Raw genomic sequence first — 25,326 nt, 5'->3', positions numbered from 1 at the left:
CCGGCACGCTGTATGGACACACTCCCACATATAGTGAAAAATCACCTGACACGGTGTAGTCGGACCGGGCGGGTGCGACATGCCTTTCGTGGGCCGGAAGCGGGAGCTCCATCAGCTTGCCGAGGTCCTCAGCCGCCCGCCGGTCGTCGTCCTGCTGGAGGGCGAGGCCGGTGTCGGCAAGACCCGCCTGCTGCACGAGCTCCACTGGCCGCCCCTGACGATCGGCCGCTGCCACCCGATGCGCTTCCCGTACGGGCCGGTGGTGGAGGCGCTGCGCGACGCCAGCCCGCCCCGCGACCTCAACCCCATCACCGGGGCGCTACGCCCCCTGTTACCCGAGGTCGCCCACCTGCTGCCGCCCGCCCCGCCGCCGCTCGCCGACCGGCAGGTCGAGCGGCATCGGTTGTTTCGGGCCGTGCTGTCGCTGCTGGGATCGTTGCGGCCGATCACGCTGGTCGTCGAGGACGTGCACTGGGTGGATCCCGACACCAGGGAGCTGCTGGCCTTCCTGGCACGTTGCCTGCCCGCGGCCGTCAACCTGGTGCTCACCTACCGCGCCGAGGACCTGAGCCATCCGGTGGCGGAGATGCTCGCCCACCTGCCGCCGCACATCGACCACGCCGAGATCGCGCTGGCCCCGCTCGACCCCGGGGAGACCGCCGAGCTGGCCGAGCAGCTGCTGCCGCACCCCGGCGACCTGTGGCCGCTGAGCAGGGGCGTGCCGTCCGCGATCGAGCAGCTCGCCCGGATGCTGGCCGAGGGTAGGCCGCCGGGCACCCCGCCGGCGCTGCGCGACGCCGTTCTCCTCCGGCTGGCCTCGGTTCCGCTGGCGGCGCGGATGCTCGTCCAGGCCGCCGCCGTGCTCGGCGAACCCGCCACCGCGCGCACGCTCGCCGCCCTGGCCGGCGTCCCGCCCGAGCGCAGCGAGCGCGCGCTCGCCGAGGCGGTGCGGCGCGGCCTGCTCGTGGAGTCCGCCCCCGGCCGGTACGACCTGCGCCAGCCGCTCGCCCGGCAGGCCGTCCGCGACTCGATCACCCCGGCGGCGCGGCGCAGGCTGCACCGCCACCTCGACGCCCCGGCCCCGCCCCAGGGCACCCTGTCGCCCAGGGAGGAGCAGGTGGTGCGGCTGGCCGCCGGCGGCCTCACCAACAGGGAGATCGCCGAGAGCCTCGTGCTGTCACCGCGCACCGTGGAGGTCCACGTGGCCAACGCCCTGCGCAAGCTCGGCCTCACCTCACGCCGGCAGCTCCGGACGACCTAGCGGCGGGGTCATCGCTCCGCGGCGAGCTTCACGCCGAGCCCGATGAAGATCCCGCCCGTCGCCACGTCGATCCGGCGGCGAGCGGCCTGGCGGCCGCGCAGCCAGCCGCCGATCCGCCCGGCGAGCACGCCCACCGTGCCGTCGATCGCGAACTCCAGCACGATGAGCAGCGCCCCCAGGATCGCGAACTGCAGCCACACCTGCCCGAGCTGCGGGCTGATGAACTGCGGGAGGAAGGCGATCGTGAACGTCACCATCTTGGGGTTGACCAGGTTCGTCAGGAAGCCGCTGAGGAACGCCTTGCGACCCGGCATCCCGCCGCCGATCGCCTGTGCCTCCTCGTGCCCGGCCCCGCGCCTGCGGATCATCTGGACGCCGAGGTAGATGAGATAGGCGGCGCCGACGATGCGCACCACGGTGAACGCGACCGGCGCCGCCGCGAACAGCGCGGCCAGCCCGGCGGCGGCCACGGCGACGTGGATGGCCTCGCTCGTGGCCACCCCGGCCGTGGCCAGCAGCCCGGCCCGCGGCCCGCCGCGCATCCCGCAGCCCAGGACGAACAGCATGTCGGGGCCCGGAGTGATCATCGCCACGAGCGTGGTCAGCAGGAAAAGGGTCAGCAGATGGGGGTCGACAGGCATCTCATCATCGTGCCATGGCCGCGTTCCGCGCCGGGAGGGTGTCCACGGCAGGGCGACGGCCCCGACAGCACGGGACGCCGGAGCTCAGCCCCAGCGCCACCACTGCCGACCTCGGTCAGCGAGCCCGCATGTACAGTTCGCCCTCTCTGACCTGCTTGAGCACCATCCCCATCAGCGTGACGCCCATGCCGGTCACGATCACGAGCCCCACGGCCAGCATGACGAAGAACCAGATTCCCATGGCGTACCTCCAGATTTTTCTGCTTGATAGTGCTTTCGGGAGATACGTGGCTGCCGGACGCCCGCCCGCCGCCATCATTCGGCAAAGCCCACGATCCGCCACGGTTCACGCGGTCACCGTACGATCTGATCGTCCAGCACGTCACTCCTCGACGGCGCGCAGATCGTCCGCGAAGCCCGGCTCGACGGCCGCTGCGGGCGACCCAGGGCTCCAGATGTCCTCGGCCGTAGGGGGAGCCCGGCGATAATGGGCTGGCGGTGGCGAGGAGGGTAGGTGCCCCTGGTATGGCGGCGACCGGGTTCGTGGAGCGGCTCGCCGCGCGATGGGCGGGCGCACGTCGCCGTCACCGCCGGCTGGATCATCTGGTGCGTGCGGTGGTGCGCTACGACCAGGCCGACGGCGGCCGGTTGTCGGCCGCACTGACCTATTACGCCTTCTTCGCCACCTTCGCCCTGGCACTGCTGGGGTTCGCCATCCTCGGCCACGTCCTGGACGACCCGGCCGCGCTGGCCGCCGTGCAGCGCTACCTGACGGAGAACTTCCCCCGCCTGGACGTCCAGGCGCTGCGCGACGCCCGAGGCACGGCCGGTCTGATCGCCGTCGTCGGCCTGGTGCCGGCCGGTCTGTTCTGGATGGACACGCTGCGCTCGGCCAGCAGGGCGATCTGGCAGGTGGAGGAGTATCCGGGCACCTTCTGGCTGCGTCAGGTCATCGACCTGGGTGTGCTGATCGGGCTCGGCCTCCTGCTGGCCGCCTCCCTGGCCCTCGCCCTCGGCGCCCAGACGCTGCTGACCTGGCTGGCCGTACACACCGTGGGAGCCGACGCCACCCCGGCACGGTGGCTCCTGGCGGCAGCCGCCTTCCTGCTGGGTGTGGGCGTGAACACCCTGCTGGCCCTCGCACTGCTCAGCGCCCCGCCCCGGCTGCGGTTGCCGCTGCGCCGCATCCTGGGCCCCGCGCTGCTCATCACCGTCGGCCTGGAAATCCTCAAGACCGTCGGCCAGTTCTTCCTCAACCTCACCGCGTCGAATCCCGCCTACCAGGTTGTCGCGGGCGCGGCCGGCATGCTCGTCTTCCTCAAGATTGTCAACCAGCTCATCCTGTTCGCCGCCGCCCTGGCCGCCACCAGCGACCACGGCCAGGTCACCGACCTGGCCACCGTTCCTCGTACGCGAGTTGGCTGACCAGACGGGCCCACAGGCTGCTCTCCACCGCGGGCGGCACCGCACCGCCCGACATCTCCGGCGGCGTTCTAGGGCGTGAGCAGCGGGCCGAACACCAGGGCGAAGAAGGTGTCGAAGGCGGCGGCGGAGCGGTCGGCGCGGGCGCCGAGGAGGGCCCCTTCCCAGGCGTTGACGAGGAAGCGGGCCGTGTCGCCGGGGTCGAGCTCGGCGCGGACCGTCCCGGCGCGCTGGGCCTCGGCGAGGGCGGCGGCGATCGCCTCGGCCCAGGCATGGAAGCCCTCCCGGATCTCCGCCCGGATCAGCTCGTTGTGGTCGGCGATCTCGGCGCCGAAGTTGCCGAGGAGGCACCCCCGGGTGAACTCCTGCGCAACCACGAGGTCGCGCAGCGACTCGAAGTGGGCCCACAGCCTCGCCAGCGGCTCGCCGTCGCCGTGGGCGAGGTCCTCCAGGCGCCGCCCGGCGCCGTAACGACGCAACGCCACCACGGCCAGCGCTTCCTTGCTGTCGAAGTGGTTGTAGAACGACCCCTTGGGCACGCCGGCCGCGTCGGTGATGGTCTTGACGCCGGCCGCGTTGTAGCCGTGGGTGTGGAACTGTTCGAGCGCCGCTTCGACGATCTCCTCGCGCATGCTCCGCCTGGCCATCACGCTTCCAATATGGCCGGTCGTCTCAGGCCGCGTCAAATCCCGGGCAAGCCCATGGGCCCTCGTTTGACACCGTCTAAGACGACCGGTCATATTGAGGGCACCCGAACCCCACTGGAGGAGACATGCCCACGTACCGAGCCGTCGAGGTGACCGGGGCGCGCCGGTTCGACCTCGTCCGCCGCGAGCTGCGGGAGCCGTCCGCCGGCGAGGTGCGGCTGCGCGTCGAGAGTTGCGGCGTCTGCCACTCCGACATGCTCGCGGTCGAGGGGCTGCGCGCCGACCCCGCCCTGCCGCGCGTCCCCGGCCACGAGATCGTCGGCGTGATCGACGCGGTGGGCCCGGGCGTGCGCAGGTGGCGAGCGGGCGACCGGGTCGGCGTCGGCTTCCTCAACGGCCACTGCGGCGAGTGCGACCAGTGCCGGCGCGGCGACTTCGTCAACTGCACCGACCAGCCGCTGACGGGCACCACCGTGGACGGCGGCTACGCCGAGGTGGCCTACGCGCGTGGCAGCGGCCTGGTCCGCGTCCCCGACGGCCTGCCCGCCGTCGAGGCGGCGCCGCTGCTGTGCGCGGGGCTCACCACACTGAAGGCGCTGCAGCGGTCCGGCGCCCGGCCGGGCGCGCTGGTGGCGGTCCAGGGCATCGGCGGCCTCGGCCATCTCGGCCTGCAGTACGCGGCCAGGCTCGGTTTCCGCGTCGCCGCCATCGCCCGCGGCACCGCCAAGGAGGAACTGGCCAGGCGGTTGGGCGCCGACCACTACATCGACAGCACCGCCACCGACCCGGCCGCCGCGCTGCGCGAGCTGGGCGGCGCCGACGCGATCGTCGCCACGGCCTCCGACGGCGCCTCGATGGCGGCACTCGTGCCCGGCCTCGCCCCGCGCGGGCACATGGTGGTCGTCGGAGCCGCGCCCGACCCCATCTCGGTCGGCGCCGCCGACCTCATCTTCGGCACCCGCACCATCAGCGGCGGCCTCACCGGCACGCCCGTCGAGAACGAGGACAACCTCGCCTTCGGCGAGCACCACGGCGTCCGCCCGATGACCGAGGTCATGCCGCTGGAGCAGGCACCCGAGGCGTACGCACGCATGATGTCCGGCCAGGCCCGCTTCCGTGTCGTCCTCGACACGGCCGCCTGAGCCCACGAGAGAAGGAGACGACATGGAGATCAAGAACTCGGTCGCTGTGGTGACCGGCGGCAACCGCGGGCTGGGCAGGCACTTCGTCACCCAGCTCATCGAGCGCGGCGCGAAGGTCTACGCGGCCGCCCGGGTCCCGGAGTCGGTGGACGTGCCCGGCGCCGTGCCGCTGCGGCTGGACATCACCGATCCGGAGTCGGTGGCGGCGGCCGCCCGCGTCGCCGCGGACGCCACGCTCCTGGTCAACAACGCGGGCATCTCGACCCACACACCGCTCCTCGGCGGCGACTTCGACCGGATCCGGCTGGAGATGGAGACCCACTACTTCGGCCCGCTGACCGTGACACGCGCGTTCGCCCCGATCATCGAGGCCAACGGCGGCGGCGCGGTCGTGAACGTGCTGTCGGTGCTCTCCTGGCTGCACGTGCCCGACCACGGCGCCTACAGCGCGGGCAAGGCGGCGGGCTGGGCGATGACCCACGCGGTGCGCGGCCAACTGGCCCCCAAGGGCATCACCGTGACCGGCCTGCACGTCGGGTACATGGACACCGACATGGCCTCGTCCGTCGCGCCCGACCAGAAGACCGATCCGGCACTGGTCGCCGCGGCCACGCTGGACGCCGTCGCCTCCGGCGCGCCGGAGGTCCTGGCCGACGACCTCACCCGCGCCGTCAAGCAGAGCCTGTCCGCCCCGGCGACCAGGTGACCGGAGGCGGACGGGCCCCGGCCCGCCCGCCTTCGCCGGGCGTCAGCACACGATGAAGATGCTCTGCCAGCCGACGGGCGTCCGCTGCTCGGCGTTGCGGTTGGACGGCAGCTCGAAGTGCATCACACCCTGCGTGTCGCGCTGGTTGTACATCCGGCCGCTCTGGCCGTCGCCGTACCACTTGTACGACCCGTGGAAGGGGATGTTGGACGGGCCGCAGCGGTCGATGACCACCGACCGGCCGGTGAAGCCCGGCCCTTCGTAGGCCACGTACTGCGAGGCGTAGGCGGCGCTGCCCATGATCGCGACCATGGCGGCGCTGATGACGGGGACGAGGGCGATTCTCTTCACGACGATCCTCCTGATGCGTCTCAGTGGTCTACCGTGAGTATGCATACCGTAACTCTGTGTAAACGAAACGCGCATCGCAGGGTGTGGACCAGCCACCGAAGGCATCGACGGGGCAAACGGCGGGCACCTGCCGGCCCCGAGCGGCGCCCTGGCGATCTCGGCGGTGTGCCGGCTACGGGCAGGAGTCACCGGGCCCGGCGACGGCGTCCCCACGGTGAGGTGAAGAGCCGAGCGCCCGGCGCAGCGCCCGCGTGACGGACGACGGAGTGGCGCCGGGCAGGACCGCCGCGATGTGCGCGTCCGGCCGCAGGATCCACAGCTCGCCGGGACGAGCGGCGAGGGCCTCGCGCAACGCACCCGCCGGATCGCTGTCGGCCAGGCGCAGCAGCCGCACCGGCGCCGGCGTCGCCAGGCGCGCCGCCCGCCGCACGGGGCCGGTGTCGACTCCGTCGGCGGCGAGCAGCAGGAATCCGTCACGCGCCACCTCCCGCAGCCTGTTCACGCCCGGCGCGGCGGCCGAGATCGGCGCATCGGGAACGAGCACGCCGGGGCAGGGAGGCGGCACCGCCCCGCGTGCCGGGCGACCGGAGAACGGCCGTACCGGCTCCGGGGTCGTGAGCGGCGATCCCACGTACCAGAACGGTTCGGCGAGCCGTCCGGAGTCCACCGCCGCACGAGCCTCCGGATCGGATCCGGCCGCCTCCAGCACGGATGTCCGGTGCCGCCGCCCCCTTTCGTCGTCGGGCACCAGGAAGCGCATCGTCGCGCCGGTGACGTCGAGGTTCTCCAGGGCCGCGGCGTGGCGCTCGGCATGGTAGCTGTCGAGCAGGGCGTCGTCCGCCCAGCCGCGGAGCACGAAGGCGAGCTTCCAGGCGGCGTTCTCGGCGTCCTGCACCCCGGAGTTCAGGCCACGGGCGCCGAAGGGCGACACCAGATGAGCGACGTCCCCCGCGAGCAGGACCCGGCCCACCCGCATGCGGTCGGCGAGACGGGACTGGAAGCGGTACACCGAACTCCACACCACCTCGTAGGGCCGGTCGCCGATGACGGCGCGGATCCGGGCGTCCCGGGCGCCCGACTCCGCTTCCGCGCGATCGTCGTAGTCGGGCGGCACCTGCCAGTCGATGCGGAACGTCGAGCCGGGGCACGGATGGATGAGCACCTGCCGCCCCGGGTTCCACGGCGGGTCGAAGTAGAAGCGCCGCTCCTGGGCCCACCCGGGCAGTTCGGCACGGATGTCGCAGATGAGGAACCGGTCGGCGAACGAGCGGCCGTCGAAGCGCACCCCGAGCATCCTCCGCACCTCCTCGCCCCTCGCCCCGGCGCACGCCAGCAGGTAGGCCGTCCTCATGGTCGTCTCGCCCGCCGGGGTCAGGCAGGTCAGGGTCACCCCGGAGGGATCCTGGGCGATGTCCACGACACGGTGCCCCCAGCGCACGTCGATCAGCGGTTCGGCGGCGATGCGCTCGTCGAGGATCTGCTCGGTGCGCGACTGGGAGATGTTCACGAACGGCGGGAACGCGGGACGGCCCGCCTCCGCGAAGGAGTAGCTGAACAGCTCGCGGTCACGGTAGAACGTGCGGGCGGTGGTCCATGTCAGCCCCTCGTCGGCGATCCGCCGGCCGGCGCCCACCGACTCCCAGATGTCCAGCACGTCACGCTGCTGCACGATCGCCTTCGAGCCGACTCCGTCACGGTGGGGCCGCTGGTCCACGAGCACGACGGGCAGGCCCCAGCGGGCGAGGAGCAGTGCCGCCGTCTGGCCCACGGGCCCGTTGCCCAGCACGGCCACCGCGGCAGTCAGGGTGATGGTCATCTCCTCGGGTCGTCTCCTCGGGTCGTCTCCTCGGGTCGTCTCCTCAGGCCTGCAGCCGAGCCCAGACCTCGCGGTCGCGCTGGGCCGTCCAGATCACGGGCCGTTCGATGCCGGAGAGTTCGTCCCACAGGCGGGCGACGTCGAAGGGCAGGCAGTGCTCGAAGATCGGCCAGCCGCCGTACCGGCCGACGAGAGCGGCCCGTGCGGCCTCGAACGCCTCCTTGAGCGTGCCGCCACGCTCGTGCACCGCGCCGACCTCGCGCAGCATCACCTGCAGGAAGTGACGAGTCTGGCCGATCGCCGCCGCCACGGCGTCCTGCCCGCGCGCCACCGCGCCCCGGCCGCCCACCAGGGTCTCGGCACCGAACGCGGCGACGCGGTCCAACGTGCTCGTGGACCATTCGCGGTGGAAGGCGTCGCCCGTGTAGAGCGCGGCCCGCGACTCGACGAGGTCACCCGCGAACAGGATCTTCTGCTCGGGCAGCCAGGCCACCACGTCGCCGTCGGTGTGGCCGCGGCCGCAGTACTGGAGCACCAGCTCACCGCGGCCCCCGCCCAGGTCGATGGCGAACCGGTCGGAGAACGTGGCGTCCGGCCAGGTGAGCCCCGGGATCGAGTCGGGTTCCTTGAACAGGCGCGGCATCCGCCCGTACTCGGACTGCCAGTCCTGCAGCCCCCTTTCGGCGATCAGCGCGCGGGTGTTGTCGTGCGCGACGATCACCTGAGCGTCGAACGCGCTCGCGCCGAGCACGCGGACCGCGTGGTAGTGGGACAGCACGAGGAACTTGACCGGCTTGTCGGTGTGCTCGCGCAATCTGTCCAGCCACTCGCGGGCCGCGACGGGGGTGGCGAGGGCCTCGAAGCAGACGAGGAAGTCCTCGCCCTCGACCGCCCCCACGTTGGGATCGCCCTCGGCGGTCAGCGTGTACACGCCGTCGGCGAGCACTTCCAGCGTCTGCTGCTTGGCGTCGAGGTCCGCGGATGAGGCGAACGCCTTCTGCGCCACGGCACACCTCCATGTAATCAAAGGTTTTATCATTCAGATGTTAAGCCGACGACACCCCGCGGGGAAGCCCCACCGCGGGAGAAACCCCACCGCACACGCCGTAACCTGGCGCCATGACCGCTCCATCCGACCCGGCAGAGCTGGACTTCCTGTCATTCGTCGACTACGCGGTCAACCGCGCCGGCCGCGAGCTTCCCGAGGTGGACCCGGTCGCCATGCGCCTGGTGCTGACCCTGCACCGGGTGACGAACGCCCTCGTCTACGACCTCGAGTCGTCGGTACACCGGCCCCGCGGCCTCACCTGGCCCGGCTTCCGGGTGCTGTTCGTCCTCTGGCACGTCGGCGCGGCGGAGGCCAAGCGCGTGGCCGAGCTGTCCGGCATGAGCCGGGCAGCCGTCTCCGCACTGATCAACACTCTCGAACGGGACGGGCTGGTGTCACGCAGGCAGGCCGAACACGACCGGCGCGCCGTTCAGCTGAGTCTGACCCCCGCCGGCCGCGAAGCCGTCCGCAGCGCCTTCCTGGCCCACAACGAACGAGAGCGAGCCTGGGTCTCTCCCCTGACCGAGACCGAAAGCGCCACCCTGATCGGTCTTCTCGACAAGCTCATGGCCAGTGGCCGCACCGCCAAGCGCAGGCTTTGACGCACACCCGCATCGGTTCGTCCTCAGCGGGCGGGCGGTCTGGAGCTGGAGGAGGAGGCGCGGTCTTCGTCCAGGATGTCGGCGGCCGGATGGATGATGAGCGGATCGGGGACGCCGACCACCTCATGGTCCTTGCCGTCGTAGTCGAACAGGCTCAGGACGTGACGGATCGCTTCGATGCGGGCGCGCTTCTTGTCGTTGCTCTTGATGACCGTCCAGGGCGCGTGGTCGGTGTCGGTGTGCAGGAACATGTCCTCCTTGGCCTCGGTGTACTCGTCCCACTTCTGGCGGGAGGCCAGATCCATCGGGGACAGCTTCCAGCGCCGGACCGGGTCGACGGAGCGGATGATGAAGCGGGTCAGCTGCTCACCGCGCGACACCGAGAAGTAGAACTTGACCAGGCGGATGCCGTCCTCGACGAGCATCTGCTCGAACAGCGGCGCCTGCCGGAGGAACTGCAGGTATTCAGGTGCGGTGCAGAACTCCATCACCCGCTCGACCCCCGCGCGGTTGTACCAGGAGCGGTCGAAGAAGACCATCTCCCCGGCCGCGGGCAGGTGGGCGATGTAGCGCTGGAAGTACCACTGGGTGCTCTCGCGTTCGCTGGGCTTGTCCAGGGCGACCACGGCTGCCCCGCGGGGGTTGAGATGCTCCCGGAAGCGTTTGATCGTCCCGCCCTTGCCGGCGGCGTCGCGCCCCTCGAACAGGACGACGAGCCGCACTCCGGTGTCCTTGATCCAGTATTGCAGCTTGATCAGCTCGATCTGCAGCAACCGCTTGACGTGCTCGTACTCGCCGCGATCCATGCGGCTGCGATAGGGGTAGTGCTCCCGCCAGGTATCGACCGCCCGGCCGTCGCGGCCGACCAGGACCGGGTCGTCGTCATCGTCGTCGATCACCCGCAGGTGAGGAAGGTCGTCGAGGATCGCGGCCGAGGCCGCCGTCGTCTCCTCACGCACACCGACGGCCAGAATCCCGTCGCCTGCGGCCTTGGCCGCCTCGTCACCCACTGTGTCCACGCCGCTCGCCTACCCCTGCCGACCTCTTCGACACCCGGACCGGATCGTCGCGTCGACGGCGTACCGGATCTCGGCCGCGGTCACCTCGACCTCTTCCGGTCCACCGCCTCCGGCCTCGGCCGGGCCATGCCGACCAGCCTCAGCCGAGCAGGCCGACGTCCCCCTATCGTGGGTTTCGTACCAGAGTTCCGGTCGGTCGCCGCCTATGCCCCGCAGGGAGTCACAGCACTCGGGCTGGGCATCGTCAACGAGATCTTCCACCGTTCAGGTTTCGACTTCGCCGTCTGCGCCGAGCGGCCCGGCATGCGCCAGGCGGGATGGTGGCCCCATGAGGTCCCGGACCGGCCGTCGGCGCCGGTCAGGGTCGCCTCACGTCAAGGCCGCGCGGACTCTCGCGAAGAAGGCGGGATCGGTCGCCATCCGCACGACGAACTGCTGGTGAGCGTAGCTGCGCATCCCGGAGAACCAGGTCGCCTCGGGCAGCCGCCGCAGTGCGAGGACGGTCTCGCGTGGCTTCTCACCTGGCCGGACGGTGTACATGGCCTCGCTGATGACGCCGGGCAGCGCGCCGCCCTTGGTGCCGATGAGGAGCGTGCGGGGGTCGGCGCCGGGCTGGCGCATCGGCCACTCCAGGTGCTTGCTCGCCGTCTTGTCCTTCCTCAGTCCGGCGAGGACTCCGCGCAGAATGCCGGGTTCGACGCGGGTCACGGTTTCGGCCCAGGTAGCCTGCCGGGCGAAACCGGGGAGCGTGAGCCGCACCGGTTTTCCGGCCTTGACGTAGTTCTTCAGGCAGACGTCGGCGGGCGACGTGCAGCCGCCGAAGGCACGGAGCATCTCGCCATTGATGGTGCCGACGCGAGTGTGCGCGATCTTGCGCAGCGCACCGGGGCCGAGGCGGTCGCGCAGCAGGTCGGCGGCGGCGTTGTCACTCTCCTCGATCATGGCGGAGACGACCTGGTCGAGTGTGACGCTCGCACCGGGCTTGAGCCGTTCGAGCGCCGCTTCGTGGGCACCGCCATCGGTGCCGGGCAGGTGGTAGGCGTTCCACAGGGCCACGGGGACGCGTTCGCCCGGCTGGGCCTTTCCGTTGCGGACGGCGTCGGCGTAGGCGGCGAGATGGGTGATCTTGATGGCCGACGCCACGGGGGTGAGGCGATCGGCGTTGTGGCTGATGCCCTGTGTCACCAGCGCGACGTCGTCGGGATGCGCGCGGATGTAGGCGAGTACGGCCTCAGCGTCCTTGAGGTCGGTCGGGGCGGCGACGACGCCGGTCGTCGGGACCGCCAGCACTGTGGTCAGGAGCGTGCCGAGAATGGCTTGCATGCCCTAATTCAACCATAAAACCGAAATTTCGGAATACTGAGTTTTGCTGCGACGCCGTGCGCGGCCGGACTCACGGATCGCTCACCGTCGCCCCAGGACGCCGATGGTCACTCAGGAGATCCGATAGCCGACCTGCTGGAGAATCGCCACGAAGTAGCCCTTGATGGCGTCAGCGCTTCCGGTGTCGGGATAGGCGCCGAGGTGGTGAAGGACCGCGCCACTGAGCATCTCCTGCACGATGCCGAGGTCCCTGTCAGGCGGAAGTTGCCCGCGCTCGCGAGATCGCCGCAAGGTGGCCTGTTCGGCGACCGCACGCCGCCCCCCGTGGGCGTTTCTGTACGCTCGCAGCAGCTCTGGATAGTCGTCCACCGCCCCATAGAGTCGGCGCAGCATGCGGCGGTTGCGGGGATCGCTGAGATACCTCGCCCAGTCGTCGAGCATCCGGTCGATGTCAGGCCACTCCAGGGCGTCGGGAGCGTGGTCCTGGTGCACCGATTCGATCGCCTGGATCAGCAGGGCCGTCTTGTCGGGGAACCTGCGGTAGACGGTGGCCCGTGTCACGCCGGCCCGCTGGGCGACCTGCTCGATGCTGGTTTCGCTCGCGCCCCGCTCGATGAGGAGGTCGAGCGCGGCGCCGAGTACGGCCGCGTCGACCTCCTGGCTGCGCGGGCGCCCCGGCAGGCGGGGGGTGCGCGCGGTGCCGGTCATGTCCTGACGCTCGAGACGCGGGAAGGGAGAAGCAGGCGTGACGCTTCCGCGACGGTGCGGCCGCCGGCCGAGGCGCCGACGATGAGCACGTCGGCGAGGACGCTCATCTCTGCTCCTTCACGTGGATGACCGCGGCCGGACAGAGCATAGCGGCCCCGTCGACGGCCTCATGTGCCTCTGCGCCAGGTGCCGGGTCGCGCAGGAGCACGATGCCGTCCTCCTCCTGATCGACGAACACTTTCATGGGCGGACACTAGTCGATCTTGGTGACCATGGCGTCGAACGCCCGGTCGGGCAGGAGCCTGTTCAGCGTCAGGATCGTCCTGGCCAGCCGGCCGACGGGGTAGCGCGTTCTCGGCCTCGGGGATTCGAGCAGGCCCCTGATCGTCTTGGCGACCACGACGGGGTCGGACGCCCTGGCCGCGCTTTCGGCTCGGTTCGCCATCGCCTCGGCGAGTTCTCTGTACGGTCCTCGTCCGGAGACGGCGCGCAGTTCCCGCGGCATCTCCCGCTCGAATTCGGTCCTGATGATGCCCGGCTGGATGAGCGCCACGTCCACACCGAACGGTCCGCACTCTTGCCGGAGCGAGTCGGAGTACGCCTCCAGGGCGTGTTTCGACGAGTGATACCAGCCGACCAGGGGCAGGGCGATCTCGCCGGCGATCGAGGATACGTTGACGATCGTCCCCGAACGCCGTTCTCGCATGTGCGGCAGGACGAGCTGGGTGAGCCGAGCCGGCCCGAAGACGTTGACCTCGAAGAGATGACGTGCCCGGTCGAGGGGCACGTCCTCGAGCGCGCCGTGCAGTCCGATCCCGGCATTGTTGATCAGCGCGTCGATGCGGTGCTGTTGATCCAGAACGGCACGCACGACACGGCCGACGTCGTCCTCGCTGGTGACGTCCATCGCCACGGCGTGGCCGCCGGCCTGACGCAGCTCGTCCATCCGCCGCACGCGACGCGCGGCGCCGTACACGATGTGGCCGGCTTCGCGCAGTTCCAGCGCGGTGGCGCGGCCGATCCCCGACGAGGCGCCGGTCACGAGGCAGACCTTGGGTGCCATGGATGACCTTCCTTCTCTTCGATCAGGCGAGGCAGGGCAGGCCCACCCCCTCCCCAAATTTGAATGCAGACCTGTACTGTATTGTAATTCCCGAGGAGGCGGTGATGCCGTGAACGACCTCCGCGCGCCGCGGGCTCGCACGAAGTGAGGGTGCATTCGCCGCTGCCGGGTTCCCGGCAGGTCGGTCCACACATGAGAGACGGGAGTCAACCATGGCCGCCTACCTACTCGGGTTCCACGACATCGACAGGACACAGCTCGCCCTGGTGGGCGGGAAGGGCGCCAACCTCGGCGAGTTGTCCGCGATCCGCGAGGTCCGCGTGCCCCACGGGTTCTGCATCACCACCCACGCCTACCGGGATGTCGTGGAGCGTGATGCGGTGGTCAGCGCGCTGATCGACGGGTTGTCCGGGCTGCGGGCCGACGACCGGGCGGGGATCGCCACCCTCGGCGCGCGTCTGCGCGCCGCCATCGAGGGCTTGGCCGTGCCCCAGGAGCTCCAGCGCGACATCGTCCGCCACCTCCATGAGGCCGGCGGCGAACATGTGGCCCGCGCCGTGCGCTCCAGCGCCACCGCCGAGGATCTGCCGTCCAGTTCCTTCGCCGGACAGCAGGACACCTACCTCAATGTCAAGGGTGCGACGGCGGTGATCGACGGCGTACGGCGATGCTGGGCGTCACTGTTCACCGACCGCGCGGTGGCGTACCGCATCCAGAACGGCTTCGACCATCGCGCGGTCCGGTTGTCGGTGGTGGTCCAGCAGATGGTCTTTCCGGACGCTGCGGGCATCCTGTTCACCGCCGACCCCATCACCGGCAATCGGACGGTGACTTCGATCGACGCCGGATTCGGCCTGGGAGAGGCGTTCGTCTCCGGACTGGTCAGTGCCGACAACTACCGGGTCAGGGCCGGACAGATCATCGACAGGAAGATCGCCACGCAGACGAAGGAACTGCGCGCCCTGCCGTCCGGCGGCACCTTGGAGCGGCCGATCGAGCCCGCACGGCAGCGGGTCCAGAAGCTCGGCGACGAGCAGATCCTCCAGTTGGAAGGGCTGGGGCGGCGGATCGAGGCTCATTTCGGCAAGCCGCAGGACATCGAGTGGGCCCTGTACGACGGCGTGTTCTTCGTGCTGCAAAGCCGCCCCATCACCACCCTCTACCCCGTGCCGCCCTCGCACGACGGCAAGAACCACGTGTTCATCTCCTACGGGCACCGGCAGATGATGACCGATGCCTTTCGACCTCTGGGCCTGTCGTTCTTCTCCCTGCTCCACGACAGGCTCGGCCGCACAGCGGGCGTCGTGGCCGGCAACCGCTTCTACAAGGACGTCTCAGCCGAGCTCACCTCGTCCTGGGCCAGGCCCGCCACCCTCAGGAGCCTTGACCAGGTCGACGTCCTGATGGCCGACGCCCTGCGTACCGTGGTGAAGCGGAAGGGGTTCGTCGCCTCATTGGCGCACGGCAGAACCTCGATGCTGGACTTCGGCGAGGGCGGCCTTCTCCCGATCGCCCGCCAGTACCTCAAGCTCTCCCGCGAGGACGACCCCCGTGTGGTGCCCGACCTCATCAAGCACACCGAGGCGACGGTCGACCTGCTCAGGCGCGACATCGCCGGAAAGTCGGGCGACGAACTGTTCGCCTGCATCATCGACGACCACGATGTGCTCGCCGAGCTCACCTTCGACCCGCGCAGCGTGGCGGCCGCCTTTCTCGGCATCCAGTCGGTGAACTGGGTCAACAAGCACATGGAGGCGTGGCTGGGCGTGAAGAACGCCGCTGACGCCATCGCCCGGTCCGCCGACCACAACGTCGTGGCCGCCATGGGGCTCGACCTGCTGGACGTCGCGGACGCGATCCGCGACCACCCCGACGTCATGCGCCACCTGGAGACGGCCGATCACGACAGCTTCTTCGCCGGCCTCGCCGGACTCGAGGGCGGCGAGGCCGTGCGGGACGCCATCCAGCGATATCTGCATGCCTATGGCATGCACTGCGCCGGCGACATCGACATCACCAGGACCCGCTGGAGCGAGGACCCCACGCTGCTCGCCCCGCTCCTCCTCGGCAACATCAGGAACTTCCCACCCGGGGAACGCCGCCGCAAGGCGGAGCTAGGCCGCGCCGAGGCCGAACGAACCATGGACGACCTCCTCGACCGCCTCAGGAAACTGCCAGGAGGCGCGGGCAAGGCGAAGAAGGCGGCCAAGAAGATGAGCCTGATCCGCCACTTCATCGGCTACCGCGAGTACTCCAAGCACTCCCTCCTCCTGCGGTACGAGATCTACAAGCGGGCGCTCATGGAGGAGGCCGCCAAGCTGGTGGATCGAGCGGTCATCAAGGAGCCCGAGGACGTCTACTTCCTGTCCATCGAGGAGTTCAGGAAGGCGGTCGGCACCGGCGAGCTCGACTACACGATCATCACCCGGTGCAGGGAGGCGCACGAGACGTACCGGAAGCTCACGCCACCCCGAGTGATCACCTCCGAGGGCGAGGTCATCTCCGGCGAGTACGACGCCGGCGCCCTGCCGGACGGGGCGCTGGGAGGGATCGCGGTCTCGTCGGGAGTCGTGGAAGGACGGGCGCGGGTCATCCTCGGCATGGCCGAGGCCGACGTGGAGGAGGGGGACATCCTCGTCACCGTCTTCACCGACCCGAGCTGGTCCCCGCTGTTCGTGTCGGTCAAGGGCGTCGTCATGGAGGTCGGAGGAGTCATGACCCACGGTGCCGTCGTGGCCCGCGAATACGGCCTCCCGGCCGTCGCCGGAGTGGAGGGAGCCACTCGGCGCATCAAGGACGGGCAGCGCATCCGCGTGAACGGCACCGAGGGGTTCGTGGAGCTGCTGCCGAGCCCCTGACCGTGCCGCTCGTTGTCACACCTGTCCAGGCCCGCCCGCACTTCGGCACGCCGGACACCACCCGCGTGTCACACCTCGGTGGCAGGGGTCCGCATCGCGTGGACGACGGCGGCGGCCGCGGTGGCCGCGGCGATCACGGGCCGGGTGGAGCGTGCGGTCCTGCCGAGCATGAAGGCGCCTTCCAGCAGGCCGATGACGGACGTCGCGATGTCGCGGGCGGCGGGTTCGGCGATGCCGCATGCCGTGTAGTAGGCGGCCAGGCCGTCGATCCAGCTGTCGAAGACCTCCGCGGCGGCCGTTCGCAGCGTCTCGTTGGTGCTGGCCACTTCCATCGCGATGGTGGCGACGGGGCAGGGGTCGGCGTAGTCGAGTTCCCGCAGGGTCTGGGCGGCGGCGGTGAAGGCCTCGGCGGTGGCGAGGGCGGGGTCGGCACGCGTGCCGAGCTCGGGGAAGAGTTCGGCGATGAGGCGCAGGTAGGCCGCGCCGGAGACTCTGATCACCTCCTCGCCGAGCTGCGCCTTGCCGGCGGGGAAGAAGTGGTAGGCGGAGCCGTAGGGGGCCCGCGCGTCCGCGACGATCTGCTTCATGCCGGTGGCGGCGTACCCCTGACGTCTGAACAGTTCGGTCGCCGCCGTCAGGATGCGGGCCCTGGTATCACCTGTCGTTCTCATGGCGGGTAGTCTCTCACTAGATCGATCTATCTAGAAGGTGGGTCCATGCCTGACATCGAACTGTCCGCCGGCCGGATCGACTACACCGATACGGGAGGCCCCGGCGAGACCGTGGTGCTGGTGCCCGGCCTCGCCTTCGACGACTCGGTGTGGCAGGCGGTGGTGGACGACCTGCGCGCCGACTTCCGGGTCGTCGTCCCGGTCCTGCCGATCGGCAGCCACCGCAGGGCGATGCGGCCCGAGGCCGACCTGTCGGCACGGGGAGTCGCGGACGTGCTCGCCGAGTTCATGGAGCGGCTGGACCTGCGCGACGTCACGCTCGTCCAGAACGACGCGGGCACCGCCCAGTTGCTCGTGGGTGTGCGCGACGCGCGCATCGGCAGGCTGGTGCTCACCTCGTGCGAGGCGCTGGAGAACTATCCGCCCGGCGTCCAGGGCAGGACCCTGCACGCGGCGAGCAGGATCCCCGGCGGGCTCTTTCTCCTGCTGCAGTCCTTCAGGGTGCCCTTCCTCGTACGGATGCCGAGCTCGCTCGGCGGGATGGCCAAGCGCCCCATCCCGTACGAGCTGGTGCGCCGCTGGTACACCCCCTTGCTCACCGACCGCGCGGTGCGCCGGGACTTCGCGAAGTTCTGCGGGAGTGTCGAGAAGGACACCTATCTCCGTGCGGCCGAGCGGCTGCGGGAGTTCCGCGGGCCCGCGCTGGTCGCATGGGGAGCCGAGGACCGCATGATGCCACCGGAGACGGGACGGCGGCTGGCCGCGCTGCTGCCCAGGGGGCAGTACGTGGAGATCCCCGACTCGCGGACCCTCATCCCGCTCGACAACCCGCGCGGCCTGTGCGCGGAGCTGCGCCGCTTCATCAAGGAGACCGGCACCGACCGGGCCTGACCCCGGGTCACGTCACCGGGCGGAGGCCGGGCACGGGCCGCACACCAGGCCATCCCCTTCTAGCTGGAAGGCACGATCGAACTCTCTCAATGGGCGGCGCAGACGGCATGAATCTCGATGGCGGAGCCGTAATGGAGCTCGCTGGCTCCGGCGACCGCCCGGGCAGGCCGATGATCACCGATCCACTCGCGGTAGAGCGCGTCGAAAGCGGGCCAGTTCGAGATGTCCGTAACGTAGCAAGTGACCTGAAGCAACCGGCTGCGATCGGCCCCTACCTCGGCCAGGCAGGCGTCAAGGTTGCGCAGCACCTGCCGGGCCTGCTCCGTGAACGGCTCGCCGGCAAGGACCCTGCCGCCCGCGTCAACCGGCAGCTGTCCCGATATGAACGCCAAGCCGGAATGAACAGATAGGTGCGAATAATGCCCCAAAGGTTGCTGGAGTGCCGGGGAGTTCACGAGTGATATGGGGAGGCGGTGCTGGATCGGCGATCGATTGGTCATCGACGTGCCTCATTTCTGTTTCGCGTAGTTGTAGACGCTCGCTCGAGAGACTCCCAACAGGTTCGCGATGGTGAGAGCCGAGCTGCGGGATTCGAAATAGCCCTCGCGGTGCAGCCGTCGCACGAGTTCCCTCTTGGCTTCCCTTCCCAGGCCGCGAGGGGTCTGGGATCGCTCAGCGGCGAAGGCTTCGATGACGTCCCGCAGTTGCCTGGTTCTGCGGTCACTGAGCGTCTCCACCGGCACGGCCTCGGCCCCGCCGGTCTCGACCACGTTGGCCAGCGTCATGATCAGCGGGGACAGGGCCGATACGTCAAGGTTCAGGCAGAGCGCCGCGATGTAGCGGCCCTCGCTGTTCCTGATCCCGATGGACGTGCTCTTCACCGGGCGACCGTCGGGGAACTGGTTGGGGTAGTTCTGGATGACGCTCGGGAATTCCGGGTCTTTGATGCGCTGAAGCCCGAGTTCGGTCGCGGAGTCGCCGATCTTGCGGCCGGACAGGTTGTTCTCGATCACCCGTATCGCGTGGTCCGGCTGCGTAAGATCGTGGAGGACCACTTCGCACAGTCCAGGAAACATTCTTCCGACGGCGGTGGCGATCTTCTCTGCTTCGTGGAGCAGGTGTTCGTCCTCTGGCGACGTCATGTCAGCCGAACCCCTTCGTCAGATCAGGGCCGCCATCGTGTCGGCTGCCTTGAGCGCTGAGCCGGTGAGAACCACGATCGTAGTCTCATCTGCGCCGATGGTGCCGTTCGCGATGTATCGATCCAGCGCGGCCACTGCCACCGCGCTGGTCGGCTCTGCGTACAGGCCGCGAGCGAGCAGTTGTCGCAGGCTCGCGCGGATGGACTCCTCGTCGATGGCGATGGCCGCGCCGTTCGATCGGCGAATCGCGTCGACCACCTCCCGTAGCCGTACCGGTGCGGAGATGGAAGCCCCTTCGGCGATCGTGGGTGTGCGCGGACTCGGGGCGGTGGACGAGCCGTTGACGCCGTCGGCGATGGCGGCCCAGCTTTCGGGTTGACCGACCAGCAGGCGGGGGCGACGGTCGATCTGGCCGGCTTCGAGAAGCTCGGTGAACGCGATGTCGCAGCCGAGGACGACGCTGCCCGCGCCCGCGACGAGGACCACGTTGTCGGGTGCGCGGAAGCCGAGCATCTCCCACATCTCGTACGCGATGGTCTTGGTGCCCTGGAGGAAGAACGGATGCCAGTTGTGACTGGCGTAGAAGACGCTCGCCGACTGCCGCAGGGCCTCCTCGGCCACCTCGTCCCTGGTCCCCGGATACAGCTCGACGTCGGCCCCGAAGGCCCGGCACTGCAGGATCTTCGCCTCCGACATCGTCGCAGGAGCGAGGATCTTGGCTTGGATCCCGGCCGCCACGCAGTACGCGGAGACCGACGATCCGCCGTTTCCGGAGCTGTCCTCAAGCAGTTCGGTCACACCGAGGCTCGCCAGGTGCGAGACCATGACGGCCGTTCCACGATCCTTGAAGCTGGAGGTGGGATTGAACCATTCGAGCTTGAAATGGATCTTCCTTCCCTGCCAGTCCAACGGCACCTGGGGCGTGAATCCCTCGCCCAGGCTCACGCGCGCCGCAGGGTTCACCGGGATCGCTGCGCCGTAGCGCCACAGCGATCGCTCAGTCGCGTCCACCTGCGACGGAGTGATGCCGGAGAGCGGGCTGAGCATGAGCGGGCCGCCGTCTTCGCCACGCCAGCGCGGCTCCGCCAGGCCATAGCTTCGCCCGCTCCGGTCGACAAGGTGCGGAGTGTCCTTGGGCTGAGTCATTGAGTCTCCTTCTGGGTCTGGATGGGATGGCGGTTCGGGGAGGGGCTCGTGCGACAGGCGGCGGGTCGCACGAGCGATCGTTCTCAGGCGCCGGCCGGCTCGATCAGTTCCTGGTCTCGTTGTCCAGGACGGGGCCGGTCTGGTTCCGCGTGGCGTGGCAGGTCGTCGTCGCGCTCGTGGGGGTCGACCACGTTACGCCCGATGACGGCGGTGGCGATGCCGTTGCCCAGGCAGTTCGTCGCGGTACGCCCCATGTCGAGTATCTGGTCGATGACCAGCAGCAGAGCGACACCGGCGGCCGGAACCCCGAATCCCGGCACCACCGCCGCGACGATGACGAGCGCGCCCCGCGGGACACCGGCCATACCTTTACTGCTGATGAGAAGCACCAGGACCATGAGAAGCTGCTGACCGATGCTGAGGTCCAGATCGTAGGCATTGATCAAGAACGTGCCCGCGAACGTCATGTACAGCATCGAGCCGTCGAGATTGAACGCATACCCCATCGGCAGGACGAAACCGGTCGTCCGACGATCCACCCCGAACTTCGTGAGGGATTCGATCAGCCGGGGAAACGCGGCCTCCGTGCTGGCGGTTGAGAATGCGATGAACATCGGCTCCCGGATGGCGACGACGAGGCGGAACGCCGCCCTGCCGAGGAACAACACCGCGACGCCCAGCATGACGACCCACAGTCCCGCCAGCGCACCGTAGAAGGTCGCGATGAACGACCCGTAGGTGGCGAACGCCTCGAACCCCTCATCCGTGAACGCCGAGGCGACAGCCGCGAAAACCCCCAGCGGGGCCAGGATCATGACGTATCCCGTCATCCGCAGCATGACTGCGGTCAGTTCGTCGATCACCGACCCGATCTTGTTGCCGCCCTCCTTCTTCAGGGACAGCAGCGCGGCGCCGAAGAACATGGCGAAGATCAAGATCTGCATGGGCTGGTTCTCGGCGAGCGCCTTGACGAAGCTCTGCGGGACCAGGTTGACGAGGAACGTTCCAGGGTCGTGGGGCTTGGCTTCGAGCCCGGAGTCCTCGCCGGTCGGCCTGAGGTGCAATCCCTCGCCGACGCCCAGCAGGTGAGCCACGGCGAAGCCCGCCAGGCCGGCGAGGACGGAGGCTGAGGTGAACCACAGCATCGAACGGACGAAGATCTTGCCCAGCCCCGACTTCGCGGCGTTGATGATGCCCGACACTATGGTGGCGAAGATCAACGGCGCGATGACCATCTTGACGAGGTTGAGGAAGAGGTGCGCGATGGTGTCGAACACGTCGATGATGCCCACGCGCACCGCGTCGTCGGTTGTCAGGTGGTGGCAGCCGAGCCCTACACCGACTCCGAGGACGAGGGCTGCGGCAATGGAGATGGCGGCCTTGTTTTTCATAAGCGGTTTCCTGGAAGGCTTATGGGACGCCGGAAGATTCCCCTCATGACCGAGGGTCGGCTTCTGCTTCAGCGCGGTTGCAGCGTGGCGTCTGGTGATGGCGGATGCGCTGATCGGCAGTCGTCGGCCCAAGAGGCGAACTGTCGCCACGAGCCGTCGGTCCCCTTTGGGAGACCGCGTGCCGGGGTGGTTTGCGCGGCCGCCGGATCCGATCAGGGAACAGACGACCGTTCGTGAGGGCTGCGACCGACCGGGTGGTCCTGTGGAGTAGTCGCGGTTTCACCAACTATAGATTCGTTGTCCAAAATTGCAATACCTGTCTAAGTGTCTAAATCTCGCCGTTCGTGGCACCGGCTGGCAGTGGCTCCCTGCCGGGCTCTCCTGACGCTGAGTTCCGGGGGTTGAGCCAGGCACGCCACGACCGAGCACTGGGGATCCACCGGCGCCGATTCTCAGCGGATGGCCAGGGTGGAGAAGCTCGTCGGTCCTTCGCCGAGTCAGGCCGACACCCGGCTCGCCGCCACACGCGCGCTGCGTGCGCCGAGTGGGGCCCCCGAGGGCATCAAGCGGCGGGGGCGCTCATCCGGCGGATCAGGGTGTGCAGATACCGGCGGAACCGGCGCAGCGCCTCGGAGTCCGCCATCGGGAGGCTGGGACGCCGGCCCGTACCTATCGCCGAGCCGGGGCTGGTGTACTGCATGCCGCCGGTCAGGAACCCGTACACGCACCAGATGACGGTCCACGTCAGATGGTCGGCGTCGACGTCCTCGGCGAGCACCTCGCCCGCCACGCCGGTCACCATGGTGATCAGCGGCCGGGCGTACAGCTCCTCCAGCCCACCCACGTCCATGGCGTCGCCCATCCACCGGTGCATCCACAGAGCCAGCACGTACGGGTGGTCCAGGTTGAAGTCCAGATAGGCGTCGACCAGCTCGATCAGTCCCTGCGTGCTGGGTGTGAAACGGGCGACGGCAGCCTCCACGACCTCCCGCTCGGCCCGATGCGCCTGCAGCATCACCTGGCGGTACAGCTGCGCCTTGTCACCGATGCGGGCGAGCACGCTCTCGGCGTCGACTCCCGCCGCCTGAGCTATCAGCGCCACCGATGTGCCGTCGAAGCCCAACTCGGCGAACAACCGGGTGGCGACCCCCAGTACCCGCTGCTCTTCCATCTCCCCCCACACCCCTGTCACTGTACGTGATGGCCTGTGCCTCTTCGTGGAGGCCCCGGGCAGGCTCGGCTCACCGAACAGGGCTGACGCTCAAGCGGGCGGGCGCACGTCGGCCGGCGTCCTGGACAGCCGCGTCATCGCGCGGTCCCGAGGCTGATTGTCTCGGCCAGGACGTCGTCCAGCGGGGTCGGCTTGAGGCCGAACTCCTGCTCGGTCCGGGTGGAGTCGAGGACGTGCGGTCGCTGGTAGAGGTAACGCATCTCGGGGATCTCCGCCATGATCGAGTCCGTTTCGCCGAGCCGTTCCAGCTCCTGGTCCGGCATGGCGCTCAGCGTCGGGGCGGGAGCCCCGGCCACCTCGGCGAGCCGCGCGGTCAACTGCCGGACGGGCAGGTCGGAGGTGGAGGGCACGTGCCAGGCGCGCCCGAAGGCCGCGTCGTGCCGGCTGACCGCGACCAGCGTGCGCGCCACGTCCCAGGTGTGGCTCCAGCTGTGCGCCGCGTCGAGGTCGCCCAGATAGGACACCGGCCGGCCGGCCAGCACCTCGGGGACGACCAGCAGGGTGAAGAGCGAGGCGGCGCCCGCGCCCAGGTAGTCGCTGGCTCGCACTTCCGTGACGCGTACCCGGCCGGCCTCATGGGCAGCGAGCGCGTCGGTCCACATCTGTGCGCGGACGCGGCCCTTCACCGTCGTGGCCGCCATGGGCAGCGTCTCGGTGACGGGCCCGTCCACGAGCCCGTAGCCGTAGGTGTTGCCCAGCATGATGTAGTCCGCGCCGGTGCGTTCCGCGGCGTTCAGGAGCGCTGCCGCCAGGGGCGGCCATTCGGCCGGCCAGCGGTCGTAGGGCGGCATCGCGCAGTTGAACAGCGTGGTCGCGCCCTCCAGCGTCTCGACCAGGCGTCCCGCGGCGGCGTCGATCGCGACCCGTTCGACGAGTGGGTGGTCTGGCCCGTTCCCGCGTCGCGACACCACGCGTACGCGCTGTCCTGAGTCGGCGAGCAGGCGCGCGACGGCGCTGCCGGTGGGGCCGGCGCCCACCACGACATGCAACGACATGGAGTCCCCCAAGGACGTCAGTCATCAGTGGTAACGGACGGGCATCAGGCTCGTCCTGGAGTCGACAGTACGGTCGCCAGGGCAGACGAAACATGGCTGTTCCTCTGGGATTCATGTCTGAGCGTCTGAGCTCTGCACGCTTATAGTGTGGTCATGGATTGGCTCAGCGACGTGCTCACAGCCATCCGGAGCGGGCAGCCTCACGCGGCCCGGACCCGGGCTCAGGCACCCTGGGGAGTGCGCTTCCCGCCGGACGACGCCGCGGGCTGCCATGTGGTGCTGCAGGGCACCTGCTGGGTGATCCCGCCCAGCGGCCCACCGCTCGCGTTGAGCGTCGGAGACGTGGTCTTCGTCCCGCGCGTGACGGGGTACGCCCTGGTAGACCGGCCCGGCAGCCCCGAGATCGAGTTCCGGCCGCGCCCCGACGATGACGCATCCCGACTCGACCAGGTGAACATCCACGGCGAAGGCGCCACCACAACCCTGCTGTGCGCCGCCTACTACTTCGACCGCGACCGCAGCCACCCGCTCCTCGACGACCTGCCCGAGATCGTCCTGCTGCCGGCCGAGGTCGGCCGGCACGCGTCCCTACGCGCCGTCGTCGAACTGCTCGGCAACGAACTGGCCGATCCGCAGGCCGGCACCACGACGATCCTGTCCTCGCTCATCGACATGCTGCTGCTGCTCATCCTGCGGGCATGGCTGAACGAGCAGGCGGCCACCACGGGCACCGGATGGGCCACGGCCCTCAACGACCCCGCGACGAAGGCGGCGCTGCGTGCCATCCACTCCCATCCCGAACGGCAGTGGACCGTCGACCAGCTGGCGGACCTGGCCGGACTGTCCCGGGCCACCTTCGCCAAGCGGTTCAGCACCCTGGCGGGTCGCCCACCTCTGGCCTATCTCACCTGGTGGCGCATGACGATCGCGGCCCGCCTGCTGCGCGACGGCGACGCGCCCCTGCGCACCATCGCCATGCGGACGGGTTACACCTCGGAGTTCGCCTTCGCCAAGGCGTTCAAACGCGAGTACGGCCAGGCCCCAGGCCAGTACCGCAGGCACCTCACCGGCTAGCAGCACCGACATCCGCGCGTTCACCTGACGGGTCGCACCGAGGCTCGTGATCGCGGATGGCGCGCAGGTCATGGACAAGATCCTGAAGTTCCCGGTCCGCCCGGCGTGGGCCCCTGGCGGGCTCCTCTGACGCCGGATTCCGGGGTTGAGCTGGGGCACGGCTACTACGGAGTACGTA

The 25,326-nt window shown here is 69.6% G+C and carries 26 protein-coding genes; 8 read left to right on the top strand and 18 right to left on the bottom strand.

What is annotated here, in order from left to right:
• Positions 1–79 precede the first annotated feature (79 nt).
• A complete protein-coding gene (locus tag FHU36_RS34615; RefSeq protein ID WP_185088267.1) occupies positions 80–1,261 on the top strand; it encodes a helix-turn-helix transcriptional regulator in 1,182 nt (393 codons plus the stop codon).
• Positions 1,262–1,269: 8 nt separating this feature from the next.
• On the opposite strand, the gene FHU36_RS34610 is transcribed toward FHU36_RS34615, so the two are convergent.
• Positions 1,270–1,902, bottom strand: coding sequence for a LysE family translocator (locus tag FHU36_RS34610; protein ID WP_185088266.1), 633 nt, complete (start codon positions 1,900–1,902; stop codon positions 1,270–1,272).
• 115 nt (positions 1,903–2,017) lie between these two features.
• Positions 2,018–2,143, bottom strand: a complete 126-nt coding sequence (locus FHU36_RS45970; RefSeq protein WP_281394509.1) for a hypothetical protein — start codon at positions 2,141–2,143, stop codon at positions 2,018–2,020.
• Positions 2,144–2,427: 284 nt separating this feature from the next.
• On the opposite strand from FHU36_RS45970, the gene FHU36_RS34605 reads away from it, so the two are divergent.
• Complete coding sequence (locus FHU36_RS34605; RefSeq protein ID WP_185088265.1) at positions 2,428–3,327, top strand: YhjD/YihY/BrkB family envelope integrity protein; 900 nt, start codon at positions 2,428–2,430, stop codon at positions 3,325–3,327.
• A gap of 68 nt (positions 3,328–3,395) precedes the next feature.
• On the opposite strand, the gene FHU36_RS34600 is transcribed toward FHU36_RS34605, so the two are convergent.
• Positions 3,396–3,971, bottom strand: coding sequence for a TetR/AcrR family transcriptional regulator (locus FHU36_RS34600; protein ID WP_246503143.1), 576 nt, complete (start codon positions 3,969–3,971; stop codon positions 3,396–3,398).
• 125 nt (positions 3,972–4,096) lie between these two features.
• Here FHU36_RS34600 and FHU36_RS34595 point away from each other — a divergent pair, with 125 nt between their 5' ends.
• Together FHU36_RS34595 and FHU36_RS34590 are read left to right on the top strand one after the other, a co-directional pair.
• The gene (locus FHU36_RS34595) at positions 4,097–5,113 is read left to right on the top strand and encodes an alcohol dehydrogenase catalytic domain-containing protein (protein WP_185088263.1); all 1,017 of its coding nucleotides are present in this window, start codon (positions 4,097–4,099) and stop codon (positions 5,111–5,113) included.
• 22 nt (positions 5,114–5,135) lie between these two features.
• Complete coding sequence (locus tag FHU36_RS34590; RefSeq protein ID WP_185088262.1) at positions 5,136–5,819, top strand: SDR family oxidoreductase; 684 nt, start codon at positions 5,136–5,138, stop codon at positions 5,817–5,819.
• A gap of 42 nt (positions 5,820–5,861) precedes the next feature.
• On the opposite strand, the gene FHU36_RS34585 is transcribed toward FHU36_RS34590, so the two are convergent.
• From FHU36_RS34585 to FHU36_RS34575, 3 genes are all read right to left on the bottom strand, one after another.
• A complete protein-coding gene (locus FHU36_RS34585; protein ID WP_185088261.1) occupies positions 5,862–6,170 on the bottom strand; it encodes a MiAMP1 family antimicrobial peptide in 309 nt (102 codons plus the stop codon).
• Positions 6,171–6,342: 172 nt separating this feature from the next.
• Positions 6,343–7,986, bottom strand: a complete 1,644-nt coding sequence (locus FHU36_RS34580; protein ID WP_185088260.1) for an FAD-dependent monooxygenase — start codon at positions 7,984–7,986, stop codon at positions 6,343–6,345.
• A 43-nt stretch (positions 7,987–8,029) separates the two neighbouring features.
• Positions 8,030–8,992, bottom strand: coding sequence for an MBL fold metallo-hydrolase (locus FHU36_RS34575; protein ID WP_185088259.1), 963 nt, complete (start codon positions 8,990–8,992; stop codon positions 8,030–8,032).
• Between the two features lie 113 nt (positions 8,993–9,105).
• On the opposite strand from FHU36_RS34575, the gene FHU36_RS34570 reads away from it, so the two are divergent.
• Positions 9,106–9,636 carry a MarR family winged helix-turn-helix transcriptional regulator gene (locus FHU36_RS34570; RefSeq protein ID WP_185088258.1) on the top strand — a complete coding sequence of 177 codons (531 nt, stop codon included), beginning with the start codon at positions 9,106–9,108 and terminating at the stop codon, positions 9,634–9,636.
• Positions 9,637–9,659: 23 nt separating this feature from the next.
• On the opposite strand, the gene ppk2 is transcribed toward FHU36_RS34570, so the two are convergent.
• The 5 genes from ppk2 to FHU36_RS34545 form a co-directional block, all read right to left on the bottom strand.
• Entirely contained in the window at positions 9,660–10,655 is a 996-nt protein-coding gene (ppk2, locus tag FHU36_RS34565; RefSeq protein ID WP_312892040.1) for a polyphosphate kinase 2, read from the bottom strand.
• Between the two features lie 369 nt (positions 10,656–11,024).
• A complete protein-coding gene (locus FHU36_RS34560; protein WP_185088257.1) occupies positions 11,025–11,978 on the bottom strand; it encodes a serine hydrolase in 954 nt (317 codons plus the stop codon).
• A gap of 111 nt (positions 11,979–12,089) precedes the next feature.
• Positions 12,090–12,686, bottom strand: coding sequence for a TetR/AcrR family transcriptional regulator (locus FHU36_RS34555; RefSeq protein WP_185088256.1), 597 nt, complete (start codon positions 12,684–12,686; stop codon positions 12,090–12,092).
• A 103-nt stretch (positions 12,687–12,789) separates the two neighbouring features.
• The gene (locus tag FHU36_RS34550) at positions 12,790–12,930 is read right to left on the bottom strand and encodes a ferredoxin (RefSeq protein WP_185088255.1); all 141 of its coding nucleotides are present in this window, start codon (positions 12,928–12,930) and stop codon (positions 12,790–12,792) included.
• 9 nt (positions 12,931–12,939) lie between these two features.
• Entirely contained in the window at positions 12,940–13,749 is an 810-nt protein-coding gene (locus tag FHU36_RS34545) for an oxidoreductase (RefSeq protein ID WP_185088254.1), read from the bottom strand.
• A 212-nt stretch (positions 13,750–13,961) separates the two neighbouring features.
• Between FHU36_RS34545 and rph the strand changes: the two genes are divergently transcribed.
• Positions 13,962–16,607, top strand: a complete 2,646-nt coding sequence (gene rph / locus FHU36_RS34540; RefSeq protein ID WP_185088253.1) for a rifamycin-inactivating phosphotransferase — start codon at positions 13,962–13,964, stop codon at positions 16,605–16,607.
• Between the two features lie 68 nt (positions 16,608–16,675).
• On the opposite strand, the gene FHU36_RS34535 is transcribed toward rph, so the two are convergent.
• On the bottom strand, positions 16,676–17,278 hold the full coding sequence (locus tag FHU36_RS34535) for a TetR/AcrR family transcriptional regulator (protein ID WP_185088252.1): 603 nt from the start codon (positions 17,276–17,278) through the stop codon (positions 16,676–16,678).
• 45 nt (positions 17,279–17,323) lie between these two features.
• Between FHU36_RS34535 and FHU36_RS34530 the strand changes: the two genes are divergently transcribed.
• A complete protein-coding gene (locus tag FHU36_RS34530; RefSeq protein ID WP_185088251.1) occupies positions 17,324–18,169 on the top strand; it encodes an alpha/beta fold hydrolase in 846 nt (281 codons plus the stop codon).
• 86 nt (positions 18,170–18,255) lie between these two features.
• On the opposite strand, the gene FHU36_RS34525 is transcribed toward FHU36_RS34530, so the two are convergent.
• The 6 genes from FHU36_RS34525 to FHU36_RS34500 all read right to left on the bottom strand — a co-directional run bounded on the left by FHU36_RS34525 (position 18,256) and on the right by FHU36_RS34500 (position 24,074).
• Entirely contained in the window at positions 18,256–18,669 is a 414-nt protein-coding gene (locus tag FHU36_RS34525; protein ID WP_185088250.1) for a RidA family protein, read from the bottom strand.
• A gap of 9 nt (positions 18,670–18,678) precedes the next feature.
• Positions 18,679–19,311 carry a helix-turn-helix transcriptional regulator gene (locus tag FHU36_RS34520; RefSeq protein WP_185088249.1) on the bottom strand — a complete coding sequence of 211 codons (633 nt, stop codon included), beginning with the start codon at positions 19,309–19,311 and terminating at the stop codon, positions 18,679–18,681.
• 18 nt (positions 19,312–19,329) lie between these two features.
• Positions 19,330–20,457, bottom strand: coding sequence for a threonine synthase (locus FHU36_RS34515; protein WP_185088248.1), 1,128 nt, complete (start codon positions 20,455–20,457; stop codon positions 19,330–19,332).
• A gap of 83 nt (positions 20,458–20,540) precedes the next feature.
• The gene (locus tag FHU36_RS34510) at positions 20,541–21,848 is read right to left on the bottom strand and encodes a dicarboxylate/amino acid:cation symporter (RefSeq protein WP_185088247.1); all 1,308 of its coding nucleotides are present in this window, start codon (positions 21,846–21,848) and stop codon (positions 20,541–20,543) included.
• 562 nt (positions 21,849–22,410) lie between these two features.
• Positions 22,411–23,019 carry a TetR/AcrR family transcriptional regulator gene (locus FHU36_RS34505; protein WP_185088246.1) on the bottom strand — a complete coding sequence of 203 codons (609 nt, stop codon included), beginning with the start codon at positions 23,017–23,019 and terminating at the stop codon, positions 22,411–22,413.
• A gap of 134 nt (positions 23,020–23,153) precedes the next feature.
• Positions 23,154–24,074 (bottom strand): NAD-dependent epimerase/dehydratase family protein, encoded by a 921-nt coding sequence (locus FHU36_RS34500; protein WP_185088245.1) that lies wholly within the window; start codon positions 24,072–24,074, stop codon positions 23,154–23,156.
• 153 nt (positions 24,075–24,227) lie between these two features.
• Here FHU36_RS34500 and FHU36_RS34495 point away from each other — a divergent pair, with 153 nt between their 5' ends.
• On the top strand, positions 24,228–25,148 hold the full coding sequence (locus tag FHU36_RS34495; RefSeq protein ID WP_185088244.1) for an AraC family transcriptional regulator: 921 nt from the start codon (positions 24,228–24,230) through the stop codon (positions 25,146–25,148).
• The last annotated feature ends 178 nt before the right edge of the window (positions 25,149–25,326 follow it).

This window comes from Nonomuraea muscovyensis, from assembly GCF_014207745.1.
Taxonomy (GTDB): domain Bacteria; phylum Actinomycetota; class Actinomycetes; order Streptosporangiales; family Streptosporangiaceae; genus Nonomuraea; species Nonomuraea muscovyensis.
Note: the sequence above shows the minus strand (reverse complement) of the source record. Positions and strands in the feature narration are given on the sequence as shown.

Bases quoted from the DNA above. Each gene is read 5' to 3' on its own strand.
- FHU36_RS34525 (WP_185088250.1), bottom strand. From the start codon at position 18,669: ATGACCAATCGATCGCCGATCCAGCACCGCCTCCCCATATCACTCGTG.
- FHU36_RS34535 (WP_185088252.1), bottom strand. From the start codon at position 17,278: ATGAGAACGACAGGTGATACCAGGGCCCGCATCCTGACGGCGGCGACC.
- FHU36_RS34530 (WP_185088251.1), top strand. From the start codon at position 17,324: ATGCCTGACATCGAACTGTCCGCCGGCCGGATCGACTACACCGATACG.
- FHU36_RS34595 (WP_185088263.1), top strand. From the start codon at position 4,097: ATGCCCACGTACCGAGCCGTCGAGGTGACCGGGGCGCGCCGGTTCGAC.
- FHU36_RS34615 (WP_185088267.1), top strand. From the start codon at position 80: ATGCCTTTCGTGGGCCGGAAGCGGGAGCTCCATCAGCTTGCCGAGGTC.
- FHU36_RS34605 (WP_185088265.1), top strand. From the start codon at position 2,428: ATGGCGGCGACCGGGTTCGTGGAGCGGCTCGCCGCGCGATGGGCGGGC.
- FHU36_RS34495 (WP_185088244.1), top strand. From the start codon at position 24,228: ATGGATTGGCTCAGCGACGTGCTCACAGCCATCCGGAGCGGGCAGCCT.
- FHU36_RS34500 (WP_185088245.1), bottom strand. From the start codon at position 24,074: ATGTCGTTGCATGTCGTGGTGGGCGCCGGCCCCACCGGCAGCGCCGTC.
- FHU36_RS34510 (WP_185088247.1), bottom strand. From the start codon at position 21,848: ATGAAAAACAAGGCCGCCATCTCCATTGCCGCAGCCCTCGTCCTCGGA.
- FHU36_RS34570 (WP_185088258.1), top strand. From the start codon at position 9,106: ATGACCGCTCCATCCGACCCGGCAGAGCTGGACTTCCTGTCATTCGTC.
- FHU36_RS34580 (WP_185088260.1), bottom strand. From the start codon at position 7,986: ATGACCATCACCCTGACTGCCGCGGTGGCCGTGCTGGGCAACGGGCCC.
- FHU36_RS34600 (WP_246503143.1), bottom strand. From the start codon at position 3,971: ATGGCCAGGCGGAGCATGCGCGAGGAGATCGTCGAAGCGGCGCTCGAA.
- FHU36_RS34610 (WP_185088266.1), bottom strand. From the start codon at position 1,902: ATGCCTGTCGACCCCCATCTGCTGACCCTTTTCCTGCTGACCACGCTC.
- FHU36_RS34520 (WP_185088249.1), bottom strand. From the start codon at position 19,311: ATGACGTCGCCAGAGGACGAACACCTGCTCCACGAAGCAGAGAAGATC.
- FHU36_RS34505 (WP_185088246.1), bottom strand. From the start codon at position 23,019: ATGGAAGAGCAGCGGGTACTGGGGGTCGCCACCCGGTTGTTCGCCGAG.
- FHU36_RS34545 (WP_185088254.1), bottom strand. From the start codon at position 13,749: ATGGCACCCAAGGTCTGCCTCGTGACCGGCGCCTCGTCGGGGATCGGC.
- FHU36_RS34555 (WP_185088256.1), bottom strand. From the start codon at position 12,686: ATGACCGGCACCGCGCGCACCCCCCGCCTGCCGGGGCGCCCGCGCAGC.
- FHU36_RS34560 (WP_185088257.1), bottom strand. From the start codon at position 11,978: ATGCAAGCCATTCTCGGCACGCTCCTGACCACAGTGCTGGCGGTCCCG.
- FHU36_RS34515 (WP_185088248.1), bottom strand. From the start codon at position 20,457: ATGACTCAGCCCAAGGACACTCCGCACCTTGTCGACCGGAGCGGGCGA.
- FHU36_RS34550 (WP_185088255.1), bottom strand. From the start codon at position 12,930: ATGAAAGTGTTCGTCGATCAGGAGGAGGACGGCATCGTGCTCCTGCGC.
- rph (WP_185088253.1), top strand. From the start codon at position 13,962: ATGGCCGCCTACCTACTCGGGTTCCACGACATCGACAGGACACAGCTC.
- FHU36_RS45970 (WP_281394509.1), bottom strand. From the start codon at position 2,143: ATGGGAATCTGGTTCTTCGTCATGCTGGCCGTGGGGCTCGTGATCGTG.
- FHU36_RS34590 (WP_185088262.1), top strand. From the start codon at position 5,136: ATGGAGATCAAGAACTCGGTCGCTGTGGTGACCGGCGGCAACCGCGGG.